The sequence below is a fragment of the Litoribacterium kuwaitense genome (assembly GCF_011058155.1).
Classification (GTDB): domain Bacteria; phylum Bacillota; class Bacilli; order Bacillales; family DSM-28697; genus Litoribacterium; species Litoribacterium kuwaitense.
The window spans coordinates 1-24026 of the sequence record NZ_JAALFC010000040.1 but is presented as its reverse complement, the minus strand read 5'-3'; the positions used below and the strand labels follow the sequence as shown (position 1 = coordinate 24026).

The window sequence follows — 24026 nt, the reverse complement described above, 5'->3', positions numbered from 1 at the left end:
AGGTAGGTTGAGATAAAGTGAAGTTAGCAAACAAGAAGTCTTCGACGTCGTTTATCTTTCTTGGAACTGGAGCCGTCGTTGCCATCCTGTCGGTGTGGGTTTTTTTCGAATTAGGGGACACCATTTTAGCCGATGAACGTTTTCGCTTTGATACGCTTGTTAATGGATGGGTCGATCAATGGACAACGCCAGCTGTTCTGCAATGGATGACTATACTCACTGAGTTTGGTTCCGTTTTATGGCTAACGATTGTCACGATCGCGGTCGCAATCTGGTTGTATTTGAAAAACGAATCTGTAACGGCCATTGTTTTTTTCGGTTTAGCATGTGCGAGTGGCGGGCTGTTAAATTCTTTACTCAAACAGGTATTCCAGCGGGAAAGGCCCATTATATTAGAAACCGTCGATGGGACAGGCTATAGCTTCCCGAGTGGTCATGCCATGGGCGCGTGTATTATCTACGGATTATCCGCCTATGTGATTCAAAGGCAAATGAAAAACACTGTAAGCAAGGTAGTTTTGATTGTATGTACGATACTTCTCGTTACAATTGTTGGATTAAGTCGCATTTTTTTAGATGTTCATTATCCAACCGATATATTGGCAGGTTTTTCGGCAGGACTTGTATGGGTGCTTACTGCATTGAGTATTATGGAATGGAGACGAAGCGTTAGAAGGAGGAGGCAGTTATTGTCGTCTTATTCTTAAATAAGATATGGGGGTAGCGTTTTTTATAAATAAAGTAGACAAAGCCGTATTCGACTTTGTCTACAAAAGCTGACAGATTAAAATGCAGCTCCTGGAAGCTGAGCTTTATCTTGGGAAAACTGTTGCGCCGATGCTTGAATCGATTGCGTCTGCTCTGGTGTGAGCGTATACCAGCCTTTTTGGAACATAGCGTCATAAAGCTGGCGTTGACAAGCTTGCGTATCTGACTGAATTTGTTGGATAGCTTGAAACAGAGCCGCATGACTCATTTCATTTAAGGCCGTATCGTACGAACTCGTCAAATATTTCTCCGTAAAAAGAGCATCAGTGACTAGGTCTTTATCATTCATAGCTGTCGTTTTAGGGACGGTGCTTTCGTTATTTTGGATTTTTTGCTGCTGCATTATTGCATCCCTCCTGCCATTGCCGGCTGCTGAACACTCTTATTCAGTTCGTTTAGGATGAGCTCATAATGTTTTTTATGCATTTGGCTCGTCTGATCTAATAGCTGAGACAGTTCAACATCTTGACACCTTAAAGCAAAATCGTGACATTTCTTCGCGGCAGTTAAATTCCAATTCATCATGTCAGTAAGGTAAAGATGATCTTTTGTCGTGATAACCTCTGGAGGCTGCGGCATAAATTGAGACGCAGATGTCTGTTGCATTTGTTGTCCTTGCATTGTATCTGGCTCCTCTCAGCAAAATGATTTACGGGATCACCATTAGTATGCTTTTGGAATGAAGCATTATCACCGGAGAGCAGTGGAAAAGGTTATAAAGAATGAATGGATTGGCATTCTAATGTAAAAAGGAGAGAAGAACCTTATGAAAATTTATGTTTACCCGCCGTGTAGTACATGTAAAAAAGCTTTAAAGTGGGGGCAGGCAAACAATGTCCATTGGGACGTCGTTCATATTGTGAATGAGCCTCCAACCGCAGAAGATATTTTATACTGGTCTAAAGAAAATGAGCTTGCTATGCGCAAATTCTTTAATACAAGCGGGAAAAAATATCGTGAACTTAACTTAAAGGATAAGCTTGATGACATGACGGACCAAGAGAAAGCAGAGCTGTTGGCATCCGACGGTATGTTAATTAAACGACCTATCGTGACGGATGGAAAGAAAGCAACGGTTGGCTTTAATGAGGATCGTTTTAACGAGACGTGGCTTACATAACACAATCAGCGGTAACTGCCTCTTAAGGGGGAAGTTACCGCTTTTTAGTTCCGTTGCATCACCTATCGTTTTCATTCATGTTAGTCCCATCAACACGTGGCAGGTGGATCAAAATGGACGTTCCTTCATTAGAGGAGCTTGCTTCAACTTCACCACCATGCAATTCGACGAGTTGTTTCGCGATCGTTAAGCCAAGTCCTGTTCCTGACGCATCGGTCGTCGTATTTGTTCCACGGTAGTAGCGGTTAAATAAATTGACTATGACATCCTCTGGTATGCCTTGTCCTTCATCGCGCACAACGAGTGTCACGACATCTTTTGCCGGTTGCACGAAAAGGTGAATAGGTGTATTCGGTGGATTATGTTTAAGCGCGTTCCCGACAAGGTTGTCAAGCACACGGTCAAATCGACCCGGATCAATTAAAACCTTACCTTGCTTGTCTCCGTCAAAATGAATGTCCGCCTGCCAATCACTGCGTTTAAGATAACTCTCAACGTATTCGAAAAAGGAAAGCGACTTTTTCTCTAAAGCGACAGCGTCATTTTTTAGCTGGTACGTATACGTTAAATCGTTAATTAAAGCATCCATGTAGGTGGCTTTATCCATCATCGTTTTCGCAAATGATCGGACTTCATTCGGTGACCAGTCATGATCCTTTGAAGCTAAAAACGTTGCGTAACCATAAATTGAGCTGAGAGGTGTTTTTAGATCATGAGATAATCCTGAAATCCAATCCTCCCTAAGTTGATCTGTTTTTTGAATGGTCAGCTCATTATTTTTTAAATTTGTCGTGAGCTTTTCTAAGGAAAGGTCGACGTCTTCATATATGCGATATTTCCTCTTCAACCGCCCATCTTTTTTTCTCCGAATAGAAGGGCTTTCGATTCGTTCATAATTCTTCTGCGATAACTGCTCAATCCACTTTAAGAAAAAGAACACAGGTTTTCCAAAACGCTGCCCGATCCAAAGTGAAAAGCTAAGAGTGAAAAGTAACAAAATCACATGGAAAATGCCAAACCATTTGGCAAACTCAGAGAATAGAGCCATATCGATCGAATCAAGCGCCTGATAAAGTGGATTGTCCATTCGTACAACAGCGATGTCCCCATTTGCAAGTGTCTTATAGGCGATTAACTCTTTTTGGGCATTGAGTGATGAGTGAACAGAGAGAACATCTCCTAAACGAAGTGTTTCGCTTTCGGATGGAGAGGATGACATGATGAGCTGTCCATGTTCATCAAATAGCTCAAACACAGCATCTTTTTCTTTCAGTGTTTCCTCTTGAAGCTTCGTGATTTCTGGGAAATGTTCAGTTGTATAAATCCTGTCTAAAAGCTGATCAGCTTCCGTATAATTCGTAAATAAGACATGCAGCCCGTTCTCTAACGTCCAAGAATACACATTTTCTTGTGCAACAAGCGACGTGAGGTTTTGAATGGAATACTGCGTAGGAAGATCATTTTCCTTAGACGAAAGAATCACTTCACCATCATGATTTAAAAGTTGCAGCACCCCGCCGCTTCGATGAGCAATATCAATTAAATGATCGGACATTGTATAAGTATTGTCATCTTCAGTAATTGCCCACTCCATCTCCATGTTTTCTAAGACGCGGATGTCATGGTAGTAAAATCCTGTGGCTATCTTGTAAATCATGATCGTGAGAAAGATGCTCGTGCCAATAAATAAAATGCCGTAAAACGTTAAGAAGAAGAAAATAAAACGCTTCGTCATTTTTGCAGATAATTTTATATTCATCGATTTACACCTGTAGCTTATACCCAATACCGCGTACCGTCACTAAAAATACCGGGTGGCTTGGGTCGGCCTCAAGTTTTTCGCGCAGTTTCCTTATGTGAACCATAATCGTATTGTCATCCACGTCACCTTCCAGTCCCCAAATCTGTTCGTACAGTTGTTCCTTAGATAAAACCTGGTTTGGATGAATGCAAAACAACTCAAGCAGCTTTAATTGCTTTTGTGTGAGACTGACCGGTTTGCCGTTAACGAAAAGGGTGGCGGCCTCAACATCGAGCTGAAAAGCGCCGTAATCATATTTTTTCCTTGTTGTTGTTGCCGAAGATAAATATCGTTCTGTTTGTACTTTGACCCTAGCAGCAAGTTCAAGTGGATTAAAAGGTTTCGTTATATAGTCATCAGCACCGTGCATAAACCCTCGAAGCACATCAGCATCAGAAGCTTTTGCGGTTAAAAAAAAGATCGGTGCATCCGAGCGGCTGCGAATATTTTTTGCGAGCTCCAGGCCTGTACCATCGGGAAGCATAATATCTAAAATATGTAGGTCATAATGATTGTTTTTTATAAGTGGTTGAGCATCTTGATAAGAAAAGCACAAGTCTGATTGAAAGCCTTCTTTCTGTAAAATAATTTCAACCATTTCTCCAATGGCTTTTTCATCATCAACGATCAATATTTTTGCTCGATTCAATATAGTTTCCTCCAAACTTAAGACTACGTTAAGGTTACTTTTATTGTTTGTTCAACTAAATAAAGCATACTTCAATATAGAATGGATGATTGCTTTTACAGCCTTTTATCAGTGTAGCATAGAAAAATGCTCGTCATGAAATCGCTAGTGTAAACCATTCGTCAAATAAACTTTAAGAAACAAGGAGAGTTAAGAGTGAAAAACCAACGAGTAACATTAATTGATGGGATGAGAGGATTGAGTTTGCTCGGCATCTTATTGGCAAACATGCTGATCTTTCAGTACGGTATATGGGGGAAGGACCAGCTCGCTGATTTATCTGCGCTAGATCAGGGGGCGTATTATTTCACGAAAATTTTTATTGAAGGCAGCTTTTTACCGATTTTCACGTTTCTTTTTGGTTACTCAATGATTAAAATGGCAGAGAGCTTAAAGAGAAAAAATTTACCAGTGAAACGCTATTTTGCCAGGAGATCGCTCTTGCTGTTCGCGTTCGGACTTGCACATAGCATATGGCTTTGGGAAGGGGACATTTTATTATTTTATGGTGCAATTGGGTTTTTGCTTCTCTTTTTTGTTAAAAGGAAGACAAAGACGATTCTGATTTGGGGAATGACACTGTTTATCTTGACGAACGGCTTGTTACTTTTAGGTACTGTCGTTAGTGATCCAGAAACACTTCAAGCAAACAGTGGATTTTTAGCATCAGACGAGTATATTGAGAAAACACAAGAGGTTTACAGTACAGGAACGTATGGTGAAATTATGGATCACCGAAACAACGCTGATCCGATGGAAGGCATGTCGGAAGAAATGATCCTTGCGATGCTGCTTTTAGCACCGATCATGATGTCTCCATTGTTTTTATTCGGTATGTATGCCGCCCGAACGAACCGTTTTGCTCAGCCGATGAAGGAACGTAAAGGGTATGTCATCGGGGCGCTTCTATTGCCAGTCGGCTTAGGAATGAAGGGTTCCGCGTATCTCATGCCTTATAACGTATGGACCGACACACTTGTCGGCATTGGTGCACCTTTAACTGCAATAGGCTATATTTGTGCCTTTAGTCTTCTCTATACACTCATTAATAAATCATTCGTAATGGGAATGCTTGAAAATGTCGGGAAGCTCTCATTGACAAACTACATTATGCAAACAGTCATCTGTACGACTATTTTTTATGGATACGGCCTCGGCGTATTTGGGCAGCTAGGTGTGTTTAATGGCATCCTTCTTGGCGTAGGCATTTTTATCGTCCAAAGTGTTGTCAGCCATTTTTATTTAACTGTGTTTCGCCACGGTCCGTTGGAATTTATTCTTCGTGTGTGGACGTACCTATCTTGGAAAGGTCGTAGCAAGTCCAAAAGAGAAGGATCGCACGAAGAAACTACGCCAGTTTAAGCCTATAAAAGGAACGATTTTTAGAAAAATAAAGGTATATTATGAGTGTTTTCTTCAAGTGATACAGACGTATTTACGATGCAGGCGGAAAGCTTGCTTAATCAATGTTTTTTAAGTAAAATTCCAGTTGTAGGGCGTACTCATCAAGGGTACAAGTAAGATCGTGTCTTTTTTTTAAAAATGTACTTTATGATTAAAATGACACAAACGTTTGCTATTTTTGACTTGAATTGGTACAGAAGTCGTGGAACAATGGATGTAATCTTTTCAGTCTGATGTTCGTGGCAATCATAATACTACTGGAGGGTCATACTATGAATTTACCAAAGGAATTGCGTTACTCAGAAGAGCATGAATGGGTGAAGGAAGAAGGAGGAAACGTCCGGATTGGGATTACGGATTTTGCCCAGTCTGAATTAGGTGACATCGTGTTTGTGGAGCTCCCTGAAGCAGGCGATACAATTGAGAAAGACGAGCCTTTTGGCAGCGTCGAGTCAGTTAAAACCGTTTCAGAGCTGTATGCACCTCTCAGCGGAAAAGTTGTTGAAGTGAATGAAAACCTTGAAGACAGCCCTGAGCTTGTCAACGAAGAACCATATGAAGGCGCTTGGATGATTGTCGTAGAACCTTCAAATGAAGCGGATAAAGAAGAGTTAATGTCTGCCGAAGAGTATCAAGAAATGGTAGAAGAAGACTAAATTAAGAACTTATTGGAAGACTTAAATAAGCAATGAAATCCACATACTACGAACGATGCTGTTTAAAGCATCGTTCTTTATCATGCCATAAAGGATGTGTGTGGGATGGATTCGAGTCAACGTTTGATCAACGTAACATCTGACGTCTATGCCAAGCTCGGCGAAGGAAGCTTAGTGCTCTATCACGGTGAAGATCAAATTGGCTCTATTCAAGCGTCTTCCTCTTTGCTGGCGTACCAGTTAAAACCGGGATACACATTGAGTAATGACAATAAGCAGATTTATCACTCCGTCCAGTCAGCACCGGGAATTGAGAAACAGGATACGGAAGATTGTGATCTGGGCTGGTGCAGGTAAAGCAAACAAAGCGAGGAGACCTACTCCTCGCTTTAAACATGTTGATAAATGGTTCATCCATCGTGGTGTCTCGCTTCTTCTCTTATGAAGTCCTGAAGTTCTATTTGAGTCCACGTTCGCCTTCGTGCCTTAGGCTAATCATCGTTTTTAAGTCAGGCTCAAAAACAGTGAAAGCGTTGAAATTGACTTTGTTTACACGCTGAAGCGAGGCGATTGCCTCCTCGTTTGATTTGTAAAATGAAGTCATCATGACTTCGTGCTACAATAGATACAGCTGACTTAAGAGAAGGTGTATGCAGATGATGATCGATGAATTAAAGGTATTGATTGTCGAAGGAAAAACAGACAAAGAAGCGATCCAAAAAGTCATCAATGAACCTGTAGAAATCCTTTGTACTTATGGCACAATTGGTGTAGAGCAACTCGATGATATGATTGAACAGCATCAACTCGACGCAAGAGAAGTGTACGTCCTTGTTGATGCAGACAAGGCGGGAGAAAAGCTGAGAAAACAGCTCAAGCGCGAGCTGCCGCTTGCACAACATTTATTTGTGGACCGGGTCTATAGAGAAGTAGCGGCCATGCCTTTAGATTCGCTTGCGGCACTGATGGCGCAAGCAAATATAGCGATACGGCTAAACTAAAGAAAAAGGGAGAGGAGATCCCATCGAATTATGGACGAAAGAAATGGTTAATGACAAACTCATGCATCATGAAGATGTATTCATTTTTGCATCCACACCGATGTGCGGGACGTGTCAGTTGGCCGAAAAAATGCTGACAGTGATTGCGGAAGCTCGACCAGAGACATTGATCGGAAAATTAAATATGAATTATCATCCAGATATTGCACAAGCATGGGAGATCGAAAGCGTCCCCTGTCTGTTGCACATAAAAAATCAACGAGTTGAAAAACGAATGTACGCTTTTCAGTCCGTTCCTCATATATTGGATTTTATGACGTATCCTTCAAAGCCAACGTCGTAATCACCTAAATAAAAAAAAGCCCTTTTTTATGATGTCGGCTCTCATAAAAAGGGGCTTTGTTTTGGTACCAATTGCATCAATGTCAGGATAACATATGCACTGGTGCGCAAGGGGCACTTGGAAAATATTCAGGCTTGATCGCTCCCCGCTCATTCAATGTCTTTAAAAGTGAGCGATAATCTGTACAAGAGACATCTCCCTTAAGGTAGCAGCCGCGGCAAAATCCAACAACTCATTTACATTCGCAGGCTTATGCTTTTTCACAAGAATAAAACGGTCAATGAACGTTTCCAACATAATAGGTGCCTCCTTTTTGTTAGCGCTTACAACAAAGATTGTATCACATAAAGTTTAGAAAAACCTTTTTTAGAATTTTTTAACTTTCGACAGTTTTTTTAAGTTTTTACGAACGACAGGATTCGTAAATGAAGTAAAAAAACGCATAAGTATGTAACTTTTTCCTGCTGTCATCGTCTTATAAATGTGGTCATTTCAAGAACTACATTACAGGAGTGTGAAAATTCCTAGAGAATTTTTACGGTTTCAATACATTTACTTGATAACGGTTCTTTCTAAAGTACTTCTTGTGTTATAAATTGATGGACTGCACTCATATTCAATTCGATAAAGTAATGTAACATTCGACAATATTTTTATACATTTTACATTAAATAAAAAGAGGTGAAGGCGCTCATGGTTTCTCTTAGCTTACAATGGACTGCAAGTGACAATGGACAAACATTTGTTATGGAAGATAAAATTCTTCTTGCTCAAAAAGGGGATGAGCAGCTGCGCCATGAACTGATTTCTGGATATCAGCCTTTTGTTAAAAAAGTGATTTCGAAAGTATGTCGACGATATATTAATGAATCCATGGATGAATACAGTATCGGTTTATTAGCGTTTAACGAAGCGATTGATCAGTTTCAAACCAACCAAGGAAGCAAATTTTTAACATTTGCTAACATGGTTATTCGTCGCAGAGTCATTGACCACATTCGCCGTGAACAACGACAAAACCAGAATATCGTTTTGCCATATGAAGAAGATGATGAATTTGCTCAAGAAGAAAATTATGCAGAGCAGCAGGCATCAATTGCACATTATGAGCTTGAACTACAACGAGAAAAACGCGTCGAAGAGATTGAAGATTATCAAGCGACGCTAAGTGAATTTGGAATTACTTTTAGTGTTTTAAGCAAACAATGTCCAAAACATATTGATGCGAGAGAGAATGCAATAGAAATTGCTCGGCTTCTTGCTTCTAACGAACAGCTATCAGCATATTTGTTACAAAAAAAACGACTTCCTATGAGAAATTTAGAGGAATTAGTCTCATGTAGTCGAAAAACTATTGAAAGGAACCGAAAATATATAATAGCTGTTGCGTTGATTTACTTGAAGAAATATCACGCGCTCCAGTCCTATATTGATTCGTAATTCGTCTTAGGAAAGGAGGGGGAGCGTTGACGAAAGGGATTGTGGTCGATAAGAAAGGGAAGAAAACCATTATCCTCACTCGTGACGGAGCCTTTCGCCGTGTGATCGTTAAAGGAAATTTCCATCTAGGTGACGAAATTGACGTGCCAAACAGGCACAAATGGTCTCCTTGGCTTCCTTTCGCATCTATCGTATTTCTCATTATGGCCAGCTTATGGATTGTGCGTATTCCTATTACCCATACGATGTACGATGATTCCATCGCTGCCTATGTTAGTTTTGATATGAACTGGAGTTTGGAGGCTTCATTAAATGAATCGATGGAGGTCATTTCTTGGTCGCCGATCTCCACTATAGAGGATTCTTTTATACAGAACCTTCAGTTTGAGCCATTCATTCCGTTTTCTTTGTTTGTCAAAAACTTTTTGTCTGCTTCTAAGAAAACGGGGCAAGTCAATCCTCGATCGGACATGCTCGTTTCTTTAACAGTCGCAGATGGAATACTCCCAGAACAAACAAAACAATTACGGCAGGAAATTCATGAAGAAATAAGACTGCTTGCATCTGCTGACAACAATGAATGGTCAGTGACGGCACTGCAGACGAATTTAGCGCATCGAGAAAAAGCGTTGCAACAAAGTGTTTCTCCTGGGAAGTATGTATTGTATGAAAGTCTGGAAAATCAAATGACGCTTGATGATGTCCGGGCTTCTTCATTTAAGCAAATTAAAGAGCAGATTGCTGCCAGTCCAACAGTAAAATGGCCTGAATCGGTGGCGAGTTTTCCAAAAGATGCGAAGTTACTACCGCAGGAAAAAGATAATTTATCCTCAGATAACGAAGCTGTAGAACTCCAAAATATGCAATAATCATTGCCTGGGAAATAGAGGGGAACATTGACCTCTCCATAAAAGCGTGATAAAATTCGATAAATTCCCTCTGAATTATCGTTTTTATCGCGCTTATTCTATTTCTTTCAAGGAGGAACACAAAAAATGACAAAAAATTCATATCGTTTTGAGACACTGAGTGTTCACGCTGGCTTGCAAGCAGATCCTGCTACAGGGGCTCGAGCATTACCAATTTATTTGTCGAACGCTTATCAATTTAAAGATACAGATAACGCTGCTGGTTTATTTGGACTGAAGGAAGAAGGGTATATTTATACTCGCATACATAATCCAACAGTCACTGCTTTTGAAGAGCGCATGGCTGCTCTGGAAAAAGGCGTTGGCGCACTCGCTTTATCAAGTGGGATGGCTGCGATTACAACAGCAATCTTAAACTTGGCTGGCAGTGGTGATGAAATTATTGCCTCCACAGCATTGTATGGCGGTACGTATAATTTATTTGCGGTTACCCTCCCACGTTACGGAATTAAAACCAAGTTTATTGATGTGAATAATACAGAAGAATTGGAAGCGGCCATTAATGAAAATACAAAGGCTGTGTTTGCCGAATCCATTGGAAACCCTAGCCTCGTCATTTTAGATACCGAAAAAGTATCAAACGTTGCTCATAAACATGGTCTCCCACTGATTGTTGACAACACATTTCCTACCCCGTATTTACACCGTCCGATTGAGCATGGGGCTGACATCGTCGTCCACTCAGCAACAAAATGGATCGGTGGAAATGGTACAAATCTAGGTGGCGTCCTCGTTGATGGTGGGACTTTCGATTGGAATTCGGACAAGTTCCCTGGTTTCATTGAGCCTGATGAAAGTTATAACGGTCTCGTCTACGCTAAAGATTTAGGGCCACTGGCTTTTGTCATGAAAGCAAGAGTGCAGCTTTTGAGAGATATGGGGCAAGCCATTAGTCCGTTTAATGCTTTTCAATTGGCTCTTGGGTTAGAGACACTTACTGTCCGAATGAAAGAACATGTTGCAAATACGAGAAAGATGGTTCGGTTCTTAGAAAATCATCCGCTTGTGACCTGGATTCGATATCCTGAACATGAGGAGCATCCTGACCGGACCTTAGCTGAGAAGTACATGCCTAATGGTGCAGGCTCTGTGATCGTTTTCGGAATCAAAGGTGGGCGCGACGCAGGTGCAGCATGCATTAATTCCGTGCAGCTCTGGTCACATCTTGCAAACGTTGGCGATGCAAAAAGCTTAATTATTCATCCAGCGAGCACGACGCATCAACAGCTGTCAGACGAAGATTTGCAAAAGTCAGGTGCTTCTGAGGATCTCATTCGTTTGTCAGTTGGAATTGAGCACATAGACGATCTCATTGCCGATTTGGATCAAGCACTTCAAGAGGCTGCAAAAACAACGAACAAATAAATCGTTGTCACTCGTCTAACACGGTTTTTACGAACAGGCGGGAGCTTCTGACACTTCTGTTAAAAAAGGCTTTTGTTATTGACAATTTTCATCCCACATGCGAAAATCTTTTGAGCTTATATAGCGCACACGGTATCTTAGTAATGAGAGAAAAAACGTGCGCATTGCTACGTCTAACATTTGATTTTAACGCAATACAGGGGAAAAGGGCGGAGGCATATATCGCTCTTTTTCTTCTTTACATTGGAACACGAGCAGAAAGCAGGTGGGATGAGTTGATTCAGATTGAAAAGCTGAAAAAAGTATTTAAAACATCGCAAGGGCCTTTAAAAGCGGTCGATGGTGTCAACTTAACGATTGACCCAGGGAAAATCTTTGGCATTATTGGGTACAGTGGAGCAGGAAAAAGTACCTTGATTCGTCTTTTAAACGGATTGGAGCAGCCATCCTCTGGTGACATCCATATTGCAGGAAGAAATATGAGAAAATTAAATGCCAGTGAGCTGCGAAAAGCCAGACAAGAAATCAGTATGGTTTTTCAGCATTTTAACCTTCTCTGGTCTCGAACTGTTCGTGAAAATATTTTATTTCCTTTAGAAGTGGCTAAAGTAGAAAAAAGTGAAAAAGAGCGGAGGGTTCAAGAGCTCATACAACTCGTAGGGCTTGAAGGGCGTGAAGATGCATATCCATCGCAGTTGAGTGGAGGACAAAAGCAGCGTGTGGGTATTGCGCGTGCGCTCGCTAACCGTCCGAAGGTGCTGTTATGTGACGAGGCAACCTCAGCGCTCGACCCGCGAACGACGGACGCCATTTTAGATTTATTAACCGACATTAATCGACAGCTGGGATTAACCATTGTCCTCATTACACATGAAATGCATGTCATTCATAAAATTTGTGATGAAGTGGCGGTCATGGAAGATGGACGAGTCGTAGAGCAAGGTAGTGTTGTCAATGTATTTCAGCAACCGAAAGAAGAAATAACTAAACATTTCGTGAAGCAAGTCATGGACAGTGGAAGTGCTCGAGCTACGGCGGAAGAGCTTTTGCAATCATACTCCGATGGCACTGTTATGCAAATCGATTTCGTCGGTAAAAACAATGAAAAATATGTGTTAAATCGCTTAAGCCGTACTTTTCCTTCACAAGAGATCAGCTTGTTGCAAGGAAATCTTGCTCAATCTGAAGAAGGCGCCTACGGATATTTGCTCATCCATGTTGAGGAAACGGACTCACAAGTGATAGACGACATAATGCAATTCCTAAAAGACCAAGACGTCACAGCTGAGGTGATCGAAGCTTGATCAATCAATGGTTTCCGAACATGGATTGGGATAAGTGGCTGGAAGCAACGTATGAAACAGTTTATATGCTCGTTATCGGTATTACGTTAACGTTTATTTTCGGTCTGTTGCTTGGCTTGCTATTATTCCTCTCCTCAAAAAATCAAATGTGGGAAAATAAAGTTGTCAATACGTTTATTAGTGCATTTGTTAATATTTTTAGATCAATTCCTTTTATTATTTTAATTATATTACTTATTCCTTTTACAGTCTTTATCTTAGGAACGATGTTAGGTAAAGATGCTGCTTTGCCCGCACTCGTTATTGGAGCGGCACCGTTTTATGCCCGTCTCGTCGAAATTGCTTTTCGCGAAGTGAACCGCGGAGTTGTAGAGGCAGCGCAATCGATGGGAGCCGGACCTTGGCGCATCGTATTCCGAGTTTATTTTCCTGAGGCGATGCCGGCCTTAATTTCCGGCATTACTGTGACAGCGATCGCGTTAATAGGCTATATTGCAATGGCTGGTGCGATTGGTGCCGGAGGACTTGGTAGCTTAGCGTATATGTATGGATATCAACGTGGTGACAACGACGTAACGATGGTCGCGACAGTTACAATTCTTGTGATTGTCTTTATTATTCAAGGTATTGGTGATTTACTTACAAAGAGAATTGATAAACGATAGTAAAAGACATGGAGATGATGTTATGAAAAAGGGTTTTGGACTACTATTGGTAAGTTTTCTTTTACTGTTAATGGCTGCTTGTGGAGGAGCAAACGGTGGGGCAGGCTCAAGCTCAAATAACGAAAGCGACGAAAAGACGAATACGAGTAATGAAGAGGCTTCATCCGAAGAGAACGTCACTCTTAAAGTGGGCGCTTCCGTTACCCCTCATGCAGAAATTTTAGAAGAAGCTAAACCATTGCTTGAAGAGCAAGGGATCACACTTGAAATTGAAACATTCACGGATTATGTATTACCAAATCAGAGCCTAGATATGGGTGAATTGGACGCGAACTACTTTCAGCATATTCCATATTTAGAAAACCAAATGAAAGAGTTTGAATACGATTTTGTGAATGCAGGCGGCATTCATATTGAACCGATCGGTATCTATTCTCAGCGCCATGAATCACTTGAGGATATTCCTGAAGGCGGCGTCATCATTATGAGTAACAGTGTCAGTGACCATGGACGCATGCTTACTCTTCTAGAAAGTGAAGGTCTGATCACTTTAGCTGAAGGTGTTGAAAAGTCAGCAGCAACACTTGATGATATTGCGGACAATCCGAAAAACTTTACATTTGAAACAGATATCAACCCAGAGCTTGTACCAAAGGCTTACGAAAATGATGAAGCAGATGCGTTTCTTATTAACACAAACTTCGCTATTGACGCAGGTCTAAATCCACAAAATGACGCAATTACAATCGAAGGTTCAGAGTCTCCTTACGTAAACATTATTGCTGTGCGTAGTGAAGACGAAGGCAATGAAAACATTCAAAAGCTCGTTGAAGCTCTTCGCTCTGAAGAAATGCAAACGTATATTAATGAAGAGTATGAAGGGGCGCTCGTACCTGTAAGCGAGTAACCTTTACGCGGTGGACAAGTGATGTCCACCGTTTTTTTAGTAACTGTTAGAACTTGTATAAAAATTGTTAAGACTGCACAACGTAAGAGCATCACAATCATTATGAGGAGGCACGGTCATGAAAGATGAACAGCATACTTCCATCACCTATACAGAGCAGCGCTGCAAGATTATAAAACGGGCATTGGCTGGATGAGTCAACAGCACCCTCAGCTTGCGAAGCAGTACAATGCTTTTACTGAGGAATGCTTTCGCGAAGGAGAGTTAAGTCAAAAAGAGAAACAGTTAATGGCACTTAGCATTGCGTTAGCAACTCAAGATGAATATTGTATTATTTATCACACAAAAGGCTGTCTTGACCACGATGCTTCAGAGCAGGAAATTTTAGAAGCTGTTGGCGTATCGGCCGCTTTTGCTGGGGCAGCCGCCATGAGTCAGGGAGTAACACTCGTACAAGAATGCTTGACTGATTTGTCAAAGCCTAACATAACGCAGTAAATTTGAAGAAATGAGAGCATATATATCTGTGCGTTACCCATATGGTTTCATTGGAAGGTGAGACTTTCAGAAGCCCCTACAATCATACTGAGCTTCTTTGTTACAGTCGATCCTGTTGTGCTAAAGTTAAATTGTGCACAAAGCACAGAAAGGATGACAAGACGATTACACATTTACAACTGACGTATACGAATGAAATGGAAAAAGGGCTTATGAATTCCCATGGCCTCTGCTTCGCAGAGTACGAACGTAGCTTGGATAACATGCTCGAGGTCGAGAAGAGAAGGGAGAAAAACTATCAGGCGAGCCAACGTTTAACCGCTCAATGCGACCGATTAAACGCGTTAAAATCCTGACAGTGATGTAAGCCAACAGTTTCCTTGTCAGTACGACAGTGTATATTTTGATACTTAAAAGAGCCAGGCTGGGTAAACCGTCAGGCTCTTTTATTTGTATAGATTGTTGGCAGGTTTTCGGTACCCCCTTTTCACTTTCAATAGACTCCACTATAATGAGAATGTGCAAATTTTTGGATGCTGCTGAGAAATGTGTAAGAGAGGCCGCGTGAATGTTGATTTACATACATTTTAGCATTGCTTTTTTCACGGTAACATCTCATTAGCAATCCCAACGGTTGAAACTACATTTAAAATGTTTTAAAATTAGAATGAGAATAAATTGAGAATAACTGACCTTCTTTGGCAGTTCAATCATATTTTGGAGGGATATGGAAATGTCTTTTGAATTAAAAATGAAAGATCTTCATGTAGAGATTGAAGGTAAAGAGATCCTTAAAGGGGTCGATCTTGAAATAAAATCAGGAGAAATTCATGCAATTATGGGACCGAACGGAACAGGAAAATCAACACTCGCTTCTGCCGTGATGGGTCATCCAAAATATGAAGTAACAAAAGGCAGCATTACGCTTAATGGTGAAGACGTGCTGGAAATGGAAGTCGATGAAAGAGCGAAGGCCGGCTTATTTTTAGCGATGCAATATCCAAGTGAAATTAGCGGTGTAACTACGTCGGACTTCTTGCGCACAAGCATCAACGCGCACAGAGGAGAAGGTAATGAAATTCAGTTAATGCCATTTATTAAACAAATGGATGAAACACTGGATTTTTTAGAAATTGATAAAAACATGGCTCAACGTTACTTGAATGAAGGCTTTTCAGGCGGGGAGAAAAAACGAAATGAAATTCTTCAGCTCATGATGTTGAAGCCTGGAATTGCCCTTTTGGACGAAATTGATTCTGGTTTGGACATTGATGCATTAAAGGTTGTTTCCAACGGGATCAACAAAATGCGCGGTGAAGATTTCGGTTGTTTAATCATTACTCACTATCAGCGTCTATTGAATTACATTGAGCCTGATTTTGTTCATATTATGATGCAAGGCCGCATTGTGAAATCCGGTGGTAAAGAGCTTGCTCATCAGCTTGAAGAGAGCGGATATGATTGGATTAAGGAAGAGCTAGGTATTGAAGATGTAACGGTAGGAAAAGAAGCATAAGAAAGGAGGGAATTGCTTTGGCAGTAGAAACAAATATGATTTCGTATAATGAAAAAGCGGTACGGACCTTTTCTGAACAACGCGGAGAGCCAGCATGGTTTCAAGAGCTTCGTTTAGAAGCCTTAGCAAATCTAAATGTGCTTCCGATGCCGAAACCAGATAAAACAAGCCTGACACGGTGGAATTTTACTGATTTCAATTTTGACTTACACAATGAGGCATCTTCTGCAGAGCTTCCAGAGGAGCTCAAGAGCCTTGTTGAGTCAAAAACTTCAGGCAAAAATGTATTGGTGTTAAAGGATCAGCAACAGGTACATGCAAGCCTTTCGCCTGAATTGAAGGACAAGGGCGTTATCTTTACTGACCTGCAAACGGCGTTAAAAGAACATGGAGAACTTGTAAAGCCTCATTATATGACTGAAGCCGTGAAGGCGGATGAACATCGTCTTACCGCGATGCATACAGCTTTTGTCAATGGTGGAGCCTTTCTATATGTCCCTAAGAATGTCGTCATTGAAGAACCGTTGCAAGCTGTGTTTTACAATGAGCAAGAAGGCGCAGCTTTAATGAATCACGTATTAATCGTTGCCGAAGAGAATGCTTCTGTCACGTATATTGAAAGCAATATGTCTTCTGGCGAAAAGCCGTCAGTCGCTAATATTGTGACTGAAGTCATTGCGAAGCAAAACAGCCAAATAACTTTCGGTGCGGTTGATCAGCTTGCAAACAGCATGACCTCATATGTGAACCGAAGAGGTGTTGCTCACCGGGATGCGAAAATCCAGTGGGCGCTTGGTCAGATGAACGAAGGGAATACCGTATCTGAAAACTTAACGCTTTTAATGGGCGATTCTTCTTACGCTGATACGAAGTCTGTTTCTGTCGGCAAAGGGGAACAAATTCAAAACTTCTCGACGAACATCACTCATTTCGGTAAGCATTCTGAAGGGTATATTCTTCAGCATGGGGTGATGAAGGATAGTGCTAGTTCGATCTTCAACGGTATTGGCAAGATTGAGCACGGTGCGTCTAAATCAAATGCCGAGCAAACGTCACGCGTTCTTATGCTAAACGAACGTGCGCGTGGAGACGCAAACCCGATTCTCCTCATTGATGAGGATGACGTAACTGCTGGTCACGCAGCTTCCGTTGGGCGCGTTGATCCAATTCAACTGTTTTATCTCATGAGCCGAGGAATCTCAAAAGCAGAAGCTGAGCGCCTGATCATTCGTGGCTTCTTAGCCCCTGTATTGTCAGTTTTGCCGATTGAAACTGTGAAGGAGCAGCTTGCTGAGGTTATCGAGAGGAAGCTTTCGTAATGAACGTTGAAACGATAAAGAAGCAATTCCCAATCCTCGATCAGGAAGTGAATGGTCAGCCGCTCGTTTATTTAGACAGCGCCGCAACGTCACAGAAGCCGAAGCAAGTGATTGAGGCGATCGATAACTACTATCAAACGGTGAACTCTAACGTTCACCGTGGTGTTCACACACTTGGTACGTATGCGACTGATGCGTATGAAGGTGCGCGCGAAAAAGTGAGAAACTTCATCGGAGCTTCATCGACTGAAGAAATCATTTTTACTCGAGGAACGACAACAGCCTTAAATATTGTCGCTGCTAGCTATGGGGGGGCTAATCTCTCCACTGGAGATGAAATTGTCTTAACCCCTATGGAACACCATAGTAACTTGATTCCTTGGCAGCAGGTGGCTAAAAAGACGGGCGCTGTTCTAAAATATATTCCGCTCCAACCCGATGGAACGATTGATGTGCAAGATGTAGAAAATACAGTCAGTGAGCGTACGAAAATCGTTTCTGTTGTCCATGTGTCAAATGTTCTTGGCACGATCAATCCTGTGAAAGAGATTGCTGCCATCGCCCACCGCAACGGCGCGGTCATGGTCGTCGACGGTGCGCAAAGCACACCACACATGTCTGTTGACGTCCAAGAGCTTGATTGTGACTTCTTTGCCTTTTCGGGGCATAAAATGTGCGCCCCTACAGGGATTGGTGCCCTTTACGGAAAGAAGTCGTTGCTCGAGACAATGGAGCCTGTAGAGTTCGGTGGCGAAATGATTGACTTTGTTGATTTGTATGAATCTACATGGAAAGAGCTGCCTTGGAAATTTGAGGGTGGTACACCGATCATTGCTGGTGCTGTCGGGCTAGGCGCCGCAATTAGTTATTTAGAAGAGATTGGCATGGAGAACATTCTTGCTCATGAGCATGAGCTCGCGACATATGCAATGGAAAAAATGCAAGCGTTCGAAGGCTTAACAGTTTACGGTCCCAAGAAAGATCGTGCCGGCGTGGTGACGTTTAACATTGACGGCGTCCATCCGCATGATGTTGCGACGATCCTTGATATGCAAGGAATCGCAGTGCGTGCCGGACATCATTGTGCACAGCCACTTATGAAATGGCTGAATGTCTCGTCAACAGCACGGGCAAGCTTTTATTTATACAACACTACTAATGACGTCGATCGTCTTATTGACGGCTTGCGTCAAGCGAAGGAGTATTTTAGCGATGTCCTTTCCTAACTTAGATTCTTTGTATCGCCAAGTCATTATGGACCATTACAAAAATCCAAGGAATAAAGGCACGCTTGAAGATGGTACAGTAACGATTCATATGAACAACCCGACTTGTGGCGATCGCATTCAGCTACAAATGTCCATTGAAGACGGCAAGGTTGCAGAAGCGAAGTTCGATGGTGAAGGTTGCTCGATCTCACTGTCTTCCGCATCCATGATGACCCAAGCTGTCAAAGGAAAGCCGGTAGAGGAAGCTTTAAAAATGTCCGAAACCTTTTCTGAAATGGTTAAAGGGAACAACTACGAATCAGACCTGGAGCTTGGGGATATCGAAGCATTACAAGGGGTTTCAAAATTTCCAGCTCGCATTAAGTGTGCTACCTTGGCTTGGAAAGCTTTAGAAAAAGGTATTCATGAAAAAGATGATAGCCAAAAAGACTGACCAGGGCTGGAAGGTTTTCAAGTCCTGTCGTGTTTGTTACACTTAAGAGAAGCTGTTATTGAGGCAAACAAAGTGTGTCTCTCTTCTAAAACAGCAGTGAAGTGAAGAGGATACGAACTGCATGCCGTTTAGACGATGTCTGCGTCTAGTAGACCAAGGAGGGAAAACGCATGGCAAAAAAGATGCCAGAAATTGGCGATTACAAATATGGGTTTCACGATAAAGACGTTTCCATTTTCCGTTCAGAGCGCGGGTTAACGAAAGAGATTGTCGAAGAAATTTCCAAGATGAAAGAAGAGCCGCAGTGGATGCTCGACTTTCGCCTGAAGTCTCTTGAGCAATTTTATAAAAAGCCAATGCCACAATGGGGCGGCGACTTAAATGAATTAAACTTTGACGAAATTACCTATTACGTTAAACCGTCTGAGCGGTCAGAACGTTCATGGGATGAGGTACCTGAAGAAATCAAACGTACGTTTGATAAACTTGGAATTCCTGAAGCAGAGCAAAAATATCTAGCCGGTGTTTCTGCCCAATACGAATCAGAAGTTGTTTATCATAACATGCAAGAGGATCTTGAAGATATGGGAATCATCTTTAAAGATACCGATTCGGCATTAAAGGAAAACGAGGAGTTGTTCCGCGAATATTTCGGTACAGTCATTCCTCCTTCTGATAACAAATTCTCAGCCTTAAACTCAGCAGTTTGGTCAGGTGGCTCCTTTATCTACGTACCAAAAGGCGTTAAATGTGATACACCACTGCAAGCCTATTTCCGCATTAACTCGGAAAATATGGGACAGTTTGAGCGCACACTCATCATTGCTGATGAAGATTCCTCCGTTCATTACGTCGAAGGCTGTACCGCACCAGTGTATACGACGAACTCGCTGCACTCAGCTGTCGTTGAGATTATCGTTAAGAAAAATGCCTACTGCCGTTACACAACCATTCAAAACTGGGCGAACAACGTCTACAACCTCGTAACGAAACGTACCGTAGTTGATGAAAACGGCACGATGGAATGGATTGACGGCAACATCGGCTCTAAGCTTACGATGAAATATCCAGCCTGTATCCTCAGAGGCGAAGGCGCACGTGGATTAACACTTTCCATCGCCATTGCAGGAAAAGGGCAGCACCAGGATGCCGGTGCAAAGATGACGCACATCGCACCAAACACATCATCCACAATCGTATCAAAATCGATTTCTAAACACGGCGGAAAAGTAACGTACCGCGGTATCGTCCATTTCGGACGCAAAGCCGAAGGCGCACGTTCAAACATCGAATGTGATACACTCATCATGGATAATGAGTCCACATCCGACACGATTCCGTACAACGAAATCATGAACGAAAACATCTCACTTGAGCACGAAGCGAAAGTCTCTAAAGTTTCCGAGGAGCAATTGTTCTACTTGATGAGCCGCGGCATTTCCGAGCAAGAAGCAACCGAAATGATCGTCATGGGCTTCATCGAGCCATTCACGCGCGAACTCCCAATGGAATACGCCGTTGAAATGAACCGCTTGATCAAGTTCGAGATGGAAGGTAGTATTGGGTAATATAAAAAAAGACAGAAACGTTATGAAATGAACGTTTCTGTCTTTTTTTTGGGCAGAAATGTAGTTAGCCATTTAATGAATAAAACAGATCAAATACTTTTGTCATTTCCTTGTGTGCAGTGACCAGAATATCATCACGTTGTAAAATATCAGTTCCTTGAGCGCGAACAATGTAAAATTTATTGAAACCCATGATTTCTTGAAACATTTCTTTTAAATAATAATGTGAAAATTCAAGTGGGGTATATCTGTCATCATTCGTGTAAACGGATCCACTTGCTTGTAGTAAAAGAACATGATAATCGTCTGTCATAAGACCTATAGAACCATCTTCAGTGTATTTAAACGTTTCTCTAGCGATTAGGATATTATCCATATAATCTTTCATACGAGACGTAATATTGAAGTTATGCAGGGGCGAAACAATAACAATGCGATGATGGGCTTTAAATTGTTTTAATAATGCCTCTGATGTTGCAGCAATCGTTTTTTCGTCATCAGTTAAAGTCATACCGGCTTGTTGCTTTTCCCAAACAGTCAGTAATTGGCCATTTTCAATCCGAGGAATGTGAGTGTCGTAGAGGTTTAAAATGGTTGGTTGCTTATTTTTGAATTGTTCTTTAAAAAGATCTAAAAACATCCTTTGCATTTTTGCTGAATAACCTTCTGGATTTGAAAACCCTGGGTGTGCGTTGATCAATAAGGTTTGCATATACATACTCCTTTTCCTTTGATACACTAAATATAAAATAAAAAGGTGACAAAATAAGTCACCTTTTACAGGAGTAATCATGAAAAAATCAGAGCGTTTAAACCAAGAGCTTATCTTTTTAAGAGATAAACATTTCTTTCAGTTACAAGATTTAGAAAATGAATTCTCCATTTCGAAACGCACAGCTCTTAGAGATATTGAAGAGTTAGAATCAATGGGATTGGCTTTTTATGTGGAGAGTGGAAGACATGGAGGTTATCGTCTAATTGATCAATCACCATTAGTGCCAATTTATTTTAATAAAGATGAAGTACAAGCTATTTTCTTTGCTTTAAAAGCATTAGATGTGTTGTCAGCAACGCCGTTTAAAAAGTCGTATCCACAAATTCGTCAAAAACTATTTGCTACAATGTCAGATGAGAGAAAAGAAAATATCTCTAATACATTAGATATTATTCATTATTATAATGTAGCACCGGTCAATGAACTGGATAATCTCGAACTGATTTTTCAGAGTATTTTAGAAGAAAAAAAATTGACAATGACCTATACTCAATATGAAAATGTTTCAATCCAACTTCAATTACTTGAGCTGTTTTATAGAAGTGGCATTTGGTTTGTTACTGCTTATGATCTCAATAGAGAAAAATGGGGAACGTACAGATGCGACTATATGTCGGAAGTTGCAATTGAGGAAGAAAATCTAAACACATTTACTAGGGAACAATTAAAAGAAATGCATGTTGAGTATGAAGCAGCCTATCATAATATTCCTTTCAAATGTCGTTTGACAGAGTTTGGGAAAGAGCTGTTTTTAAAGAAAAACTATCCAAATATGGCATTAGAGATCATTAATGATGTACCGTATATTGTAGGAGGTTACAACATTGAAGAACTTTCATACATGACACATTACTTAGTTTCCTTTGGAAAACATGTGAAAATTGAATATCCGCCAGCATTAAAAAAGAGTTATATGAAGCAATTACAAGAAATCATTAGACAGTATTGAGGTTTTTGTCAACAACGTTTCGAAATTCTCTCTTTACGGTTCTAAATCCCTTGTTTTTACCGCTAAGAGCAGGCTTGATATTCTCTCAAAGCCTATGAGAATTTCCTTTTACATTAAATGTGGTCGCGTGTTAACCCAACATTATTTATAGTGATTATCTATACTTTACACAGATCAATGAAAAAAAGATTAAGAAAGTTCGTATTAAAAACGAGATACTAGCACCTTAGATCCGAAATGCGTGCTTTGGAATATACTTGAAATAATAGATAGAAGAGAGGTAATAGTTTTGTTTATCAACCATAATCATAAGAATTACATCTTATATCTCTTCTTAACTTCAATAATTAATGCAACTGTTATATTTATAATTCCAATTTGGATATTAAACGAAACCAAATCACCATTCCTTGTTTCTATAGTTAGTTCTATGGCTATAGTAATAAGTTCTATAGCATCTCCCTTAGGAGGTGCTATGGCTGATCGGTATTCTAAAGTAAATATTATTGTTATAGGTACATTAGTTGTTATTTTCTCGACCTTATCTATTTACTTATTAAGTAATATTGCATTTGTATATTCAATAGTACTTGTACTTGTATGTATTAGAATGTTAGGAATTTCTATTAACAGTCCTGTTAATCATTCCATTCTGTTAGATATTGTCGGTAAAGATAACTTAACAAAAGCAGTTCCAATTAATCAAATAGTTTCTCAACTATCACAAACTTTATCACCATTAATAGGTGGCTTATTCATTATAATACTTGGTTATCATTATACATTTTTAATAGAATCTTTATTACTTATTCTTGCTTTGGTATTTATTAAAAAAGTAGAAGTCTCTTGTTCTAAGACTAACAAAACTAACAAAACTAACAAAACCAATAAAACTAATATTCTAGCAGAATTAATTGAAGGTATAAATTTAGTAGTGAAATCATCAACAATATTTATATTTATACTTATAGCTGCAGTCATTAATATTTTGGGAGCTAGCATGGTATTGGCAATACAAACATATTTAGTTTTAAGTGACACCTCTCAAATTTGGTATGGAATAGTTTTTGCCTCATCACCTTTAGGTATTATTATTGGTGCAATAGTATCACGGAAGATTAAATGGGGAAATAAACTACTTTACATCGCTTTTATTTTTGTAAGTGGCATGGCAGTATTCAATATACTTATGAGTTTTAACATGAACAATCTCTATATGTTCTGCTTATTATTCTTTGTTTCTGGAATATGTGAATATCGGTGTTAAAATCCTCAATAATAACGGTTTAAAATTCCCCAGTTTTCACTGATAATCTAACTCGACAGAGATAGATTGGAAGTGTTGGAA

At 40.5% G+C, this 24026-nt stretch carries 27 protein-coding genes and 1 pseudogene; 22 read left to right on the top strand and 6 right to left on the bottom strand.

Annotation, left to right across the window (positions count from 1 at the left end):
* Nucleotides 1-17 precede the first annotated feature (17 nt).
* On the top strand, nt 18-707 hold the full coding sequence (locus G4V62_RS15865) for a phosphatase PAP2 family protein (protein WP_165203918.1): 690 nt from the start codon (nt 18-20) through the stop codon (nt 705-707).
* Nucleotides 708-784: 77 nt separating this feature from the next.
* Here the strand turns inward: G4V62_RS15865 and G4V62_RS15860 are convergent, their stop codons facing one another.
* Both G4V62_RS15860 and G4V62_RS15855 read right to left on the bottom strand, forming a co-directional pair.
* Nucleotides 785-1111 carry a spore coat protein gene (locus G4V62_RS15860; RefSeq protein WP_165203915.1) on the bottom strand — a complete coding sequence of 109 codons (327 nt, stop codon included), beginning with the start codon at nt 1109-1111 and terminating at the stop codon, nt 785-787.
* Nucleotides 1111-1389 (bottom strand): hypothetical protein, encoded by a 279-nt coding sequence (locus G4V62_RS15855; RefSeq protein ID WP_212508808.1) that lies wholly within the window; start codon nt 1387-1389, stop codon nt 1111-1113. The genes G4V62_RS15860 and G4V62_RS15855 overlap by 1 nt, the downstream gene beginning before the upstream one ends.
* Nucleotides 1390-1534: 145 nt before the next feature.
* Between G4V62_RS15855 and G4V62_RS15850 the strand changes: the two genes are divergently transcribed.
* On the top strand, nt 1535-1888 hold the full coding sequence (locus G4V62_RS15850) for an arsenate reductase family protein (protein ID WP_165203912.1): 354 nt from the start codon (nt 1535-1537) through the stop codon (nt 1886-1888).
* 58 nt (nt 1889-1946) lie between these two features.
* Here the strand turns inward: G4V62_RS15850 and G4V62_RS15845 are convergent, their stop codons facing one another.
* Both G4V62_RS15845 and G4V62_RS15840 read right to left on the bottom strand, forming a co-directional pair.
* Nucleotides 1947-3647, bottom strand: a complete 1701-nt coding sequence (locus tag G4V62_RS15845) for a sensor histidine kinase (RefSeq protein ID WP_165203909.1) — start codon at nt 3645-3647, stop codon at nt 1947-1949.
* A 4-nt stretch (nt 3648-3651) separates the two neighbouring features.
* Nucleotides 3652-4338 carry a response regulator transcription factor gene (locus G4V62_RS15840; RefSeq protein ID WP_165203906.1) on the bottom strand — a complete coding sequence of 229 codons (687 nt, stop codon included), beginning with the start codon at nt 4336-4338 and terminating at the stop codon, nt 3652-3654.
* Nucleotides 4339-4533: 195 nt separating this feature from the next.
* Between G4V62_RS15840 and G4V62_RS15835 the strand changes: the two genes are divergently transcribed.
* The 5 genes from G4V62_RS15835 to G4V62_RS15815 all read left to right on the top strand — a co-directional run bounded on the left by G4V62_RS15835 (nt 4534) and on the right by G4V62_RS15815 (nt 7781).
* Nucleotides 4534-5739 carry a DUF418 domain-containing protein gene (locus G4V62_RS15835; RefSeq protein WP_312855515.1) on the top strand — a complete coding sequence of 402 codons (1206 nt, stop codon included), beginning with the start codon at nt 4534-4536 and terminating at the stop codon, nt 5737-5739.
* Nucleotides 5740-6053: 314 nt separating this feature from the next.
* Nucleotides 6054-6437, top strand: coding sequence for a glycine cleavage system protein GcvH (gcvH, locus tag G4V62_RS15830; protein ID WP_165203903.1), 384 nt, complete (start codon nt 6054-6056; stop codon nt 6435-6437).
* A gap of 105 nt (nt 6438-6542) precedes the next feature.
* Entirely contained in the window at nt 6543-6794 is a 252-nt protein-coding gene (locus G4V62_RS15825; RefSeq protein ID WP_165203900.1) for a DUF2553 family protein, read from the top strand.
* A 302-nt stretch (nt 6795-7096) separates the two neighbouring features.
* On the top strand, nt 7097-7438 hold the full coding sequence (locus G4V62_RS15820) for a toprim domain-containing protein (RefSeq protein WP_165203947.1): 342 nt from the start codon (nt 7097-7099) through the stop codon (nt 7436-7438).
* A gap of 43 nt (nt 7439-7481) precedes the next feature.
* Complete coding sequence (locus tag G4V62_RS15815; protein WP_165203897.1) at nt 7482-7781, top strand: thioredoxin family protein; 300 nt, start codon at nt 7482-7484, stop codon at nt 7779-7781.
* Between the two features lie 82 nt (nt 7782-7863).
* Here the strand turns inward: G4V62_RS15815 and yppF are convergent.
* Nucleotides 7864-8078, bottom strand: a pseudogene (yppF, locus tag G4V62_RS15810) (YppF family protein).
* Nucleotides 8079-8474: 396 nt separating this feature from the next.
* Here yppF and sigI point away from each other — a divergent pair.
* From sigI to sufB, 13 genes are all read left to right on the top strand, one after another.
* Entirely contained in the window at nt 8475-9221 is a 747-nt protein-coding gene (sigI, locus tag G4V62_RS15805) for an RNA polymerase sigma-I factor (RefSeq protein WP_165203895.1), read from the top strand.
* Nucleotides 9222-9247: 26 nt separating this feature from the next.
* Nucleotides 9248-10090, top strand: a complete 843-nt coding sequence (locus tag G4V62_RS15800; RefSeq protein WP_165203892.1) for an anti-sigma factor domain-containing protein — start codon at nt 9248-9250, stop codon at nt 10088-10090.
* Between the two features lie 126 nt (nt 10091-10216).
* Nucleotides 10217-11515, top strand: a complete 1299-nt coding sequence (locus G4V62_RS15795; RefSeq protein ID WP_165203889.1) for an O-acetylhomoserine aminocarboxypropyltransferase/cysteine synthase family protein — start codon at nt 10217-10219, stop codon at nt 11513-11515.
* Nucleotides 11516-11790: 275 nt separating this feature from the next.
* Nucleotides 11791-12819, top strand: coding sequence for a methionine ABC transporter ATP-binding protein (locus G4V62_RS15790; protein WP_165203886.1), 1029 nt, complete (start codon nt 11791-11793; stop codon nt 12817-12819).
* Nucleotides 12816-13484, top strand: coding sequence for a methionine ABC transporter permease (locus G4V62_RS15785; protein WP_165203883.1), 669 nt, complete (start codon nt 12816-12818; stop codon nt 13482-13484). The genes G4V62_RS15790 and G4V62_RS15785 overlap by 4 nt, the downstream gene beginning before the upstream one ends.
* A 22-nt stretch (nt 13485-13506) precedes the next feature.
* On the top strand, nt 13507-14391 hold the full coding sequence (locus tag G4V62_RS15780; RefSeq protein ID WP_165203880.1) for a MetQ/NlpA family ABC transporter substrate-binding protein: 885 nt from the start codon (nt 13507-13509) through the stop codon (nt 14389-14391).
* Between the two features lie 162 nt (nt 14392-14553).
* Nucleotides 14554-14889: a carboxymuconolactone decarboxylase family protein gene (locus G4V62_RS15775; protein ID WP_246218478.1), complete on the top strand. Its 336-nt coding sequence runs from the start codon at nt 14554-14556 to the stop codon at nt 14887-14889.
* 41 nt (nt 14890-14930) lie between these two features.
* Nucleotides 14931-15245, top strand: coding sequence for a YuzK family famiily protein (locus G4V62_RS21115; RefSeq protein WP_512698561.1), 315 nt, complete (start codon nt 14931-14933; stop codon nt 15243-15245).
* Nucleotides 15246-15622: 377 nt separating this feature from the next.
* Nucleotides 15623-16405, top strand: coding sequence for a Fe-S cluster assembly ATPase SufC (gene sufC, locus G4V62_RS15770; RefSeq protein ID WP_165203875.1), 783 nt, complete (start codon nt 15623-15625; stop codon nt 16403-16405).
* A 17-nt stretch (nt 16406-16422) separates the two neighbouring features.
* Nucleotides 16423-17724: a Fe-S cluster assembly protein SufD gene (gene sufD, locus G4V62_RS15765; RefSeq protein ID WP_165203872.1), complete on the top strand. Its 1302-nt coding sequence runs from the start codon at nt 16423-16425 to the stop codon at nt 17722-17724.
* Nucleotides 17724-18950: a cysteine desulfurase gene (locus G4V62_RS15760; RefSeq protein WP_165203869.1), complete on the top strand. Its 1227-nt coding sequence runs from the start codon at nt 17724-17726 to the stop codon at nt 18948-18950. Before sufD ends, G4V62_RS15760 begins: the two co-directional genes overlap by 1 nt.
* Complete coding sequence (sufU, locus tag G4V62_RS15755) at nt 18937-19386, top strand: Fe-S cluster assembly sulfur transfer protein SufU (RefSeq protein WP_165203867.1); 450 nt, start codon at nt 18937-18939, stop codon at nt 19384-19386. The genes G4V62_RS15760 and sufU overlap by 14 nt, the downstream gene beginning before the upstream one ends.
* A 170-nt stretch (nt 19387-19556) precedes the next feature.
* A complete protein-coding gene (gene sufB, locus G4V62_RS15750; protein ID WP_165203864.1) occupies nt 19557-20954 on the top strand; it encodes a Fe-S cluster assembly protein SufB in 1398 nt (465 codons plus the stop codon).
* A gap of 64 nt (nt 20955-21018) precedes the next feature.
* On the opposite strand, the gene G4V62_RS15745 is transcribed toward sufB, so the two are convergent.
* On the bottom strand, nt 21019-21666 hold the full coding sequence (locus tag G4V62_RS15745; protein ID WP_165203861.1) for an FMN-dependent NADH-azoreductase: 648 nt from the start codon (nt 21664-21666) through the stop codon (nt 21019-21021).
* A gap of 79 nt (nt 21667-21745) precedes the next feature.
* Between G4V62_RS15745 and G4V62_RS15740 the strand changes: the two genes are divergently transcribed.
* The gene (locus tag G4V62_RS15740) at nt 21746-22678 is read left to right on the top strand and encodes a helix-turn-helix transcriptional regulator (protein WP_165203858.1); all 933 of its coding nucleotides are present in this window, start codon (nt 21746-21748) and stop codon (nt 22676-22678) included.
* A gap of 241 nt (nt 22679-22919) precedes the next feature.
* The gene (locus G4V62_RS15735; protein WP_312855514.1) at nt 22920-23945 is read left to right on the top strand and encodes an MFS transporter; all 1026 of its coding nucleotides are present in this window, start codon (nt 22920-22922) and stop codon (nt 23943-23945) included.
* The last annotated feature ends 81 nt before the right edge of the window (nt 23946-24026 follow it).

Excerpts from the sequence above, each read along its gene's own strand:
- G4V62_RS15860 (WP_165203915.1), bottom strand. The coding sequence starts at position 1,111 with ATGCAGCAGCAAAAAATCCAAAATAACGAAAGCACCGTCCCTAAAACG.
- G4V62_RS15855 (WP_212508808.1), bottom strand. The coding sequence starts at position 1,389 with ATGCAAGGACAACAAATGCAACAGACATCTGCGTCTCAATTTATGCCG.
- G4V62_RS15850 (WP_165203912.1), top strand. The coding sequence starts at position 1,535 with ATGAAAATTTATGTTTACCCGCCGTGTAGTACATGTAAAAAAGCTTTA.
- G4V62_RS15845 (WP_165203909.1), bottom strand. The coding sequence starts at position 3,647 with ATGAATATAAAATTATCTGCAAAAATGACGAAGCGTTTTATTTTCTTC.
- gcvH (WP_165203903.1), top strand. The coding sequence starts at position 6,054 with ATGAATTTACCAAAGGAATTGCGTTACTCAGAAGAGCATGAATGGGTG.
- G4V62_RS15825 (WP_165203900.1), top strand. The coding sequence starts at position 6,543 with ATGGATTCGAGTCAACGTTTGATCAACGTAACATCTGACGTCTATGCC.
- G4V62_RS15820 (WP_165203947.1), top strand. The coding sequence starts at position 7,097 with ATGATCGATGAATTAAAGGTATTGATTGTCGAAGGAAAAACAGACAAA.
- G4V62_RS15815 (WP_165203897.1), top strand. The coding sequence starts at position 7,482 with ATGGTTAATGACAAACTCATGCATCATGAAGATGTATTCATTTTTGCA.
- sigI (WP_165203895.1), top strand. The coding sequence starts at position 8,475 with ATGGTTTCTCTTAGCTTACAATGGACTGCAAGTGACAATGGACAAACA.
- G4V62_RS15795 (WP_165203889.1), top strand. The coding sequence starts at position 10,217 with ATGACAAAAAATTCATATCGTTTTGAGACACTGAGTGTTCACGCTGGC.
- G4V62_RS15780 (WP_165203880.1), top strand. The coding sequence starts at position 13,507 with ATGAAAAAGGGTTTTGGACTACTATTGGTAAGTTTTCTTTTACTGTTA.
- G4V62_RS21115 (WP_512698561.1), top strand. The coding sequence starts at position 14,931 with ATGGTTTCATTGGAAGGTGAGACTTTCAGAAGCCCCTACAATCATACT.
- sufC (WP_165203875.1), top strand. The coding sequence starts at position 15,623 with ATGTCTTTTGAATTAAAAATGAAAGATCTTCATGTAGAGATTGAAGGT.
- G4V62_RS15760 (WP_165203869.1), top strand. The coding sequence starts at position 17,724 with ATGAACGTTGAAACGATAAAGAAGCAATTCCCAATCCTCGATCAGGAA.
- sufU (WP_165203867.1), top strand. The coding sequence starts at position 18,937 with ATGTCCTTTCCTAACTTAGATTCTTTGTATCGCCAAGTCATTATGGAC.
- sufB (WP_165203864.1), top strand. The coding sequence starts at position 19,557 with ATGGCAAAAAAGATGCCAGAAATTGGCGATTACAAATATGGGTTTCAC.
- G4V62_RS15745 (WP_165203861.1), bottom strand. The coding sequence starts at position 21,666 with ATGCAAACCTTATTGATCAACGCACACCCAGGGTTTTCAAATCCAGAA.
- G4V62_RS15740 (WP_165203858.1), top strand. The coding sequence starts at position 21,746 with ATGAAAAAATCAGAGCGTTTAAACCAAGAGCTTATCTTTTTAAGAGAT.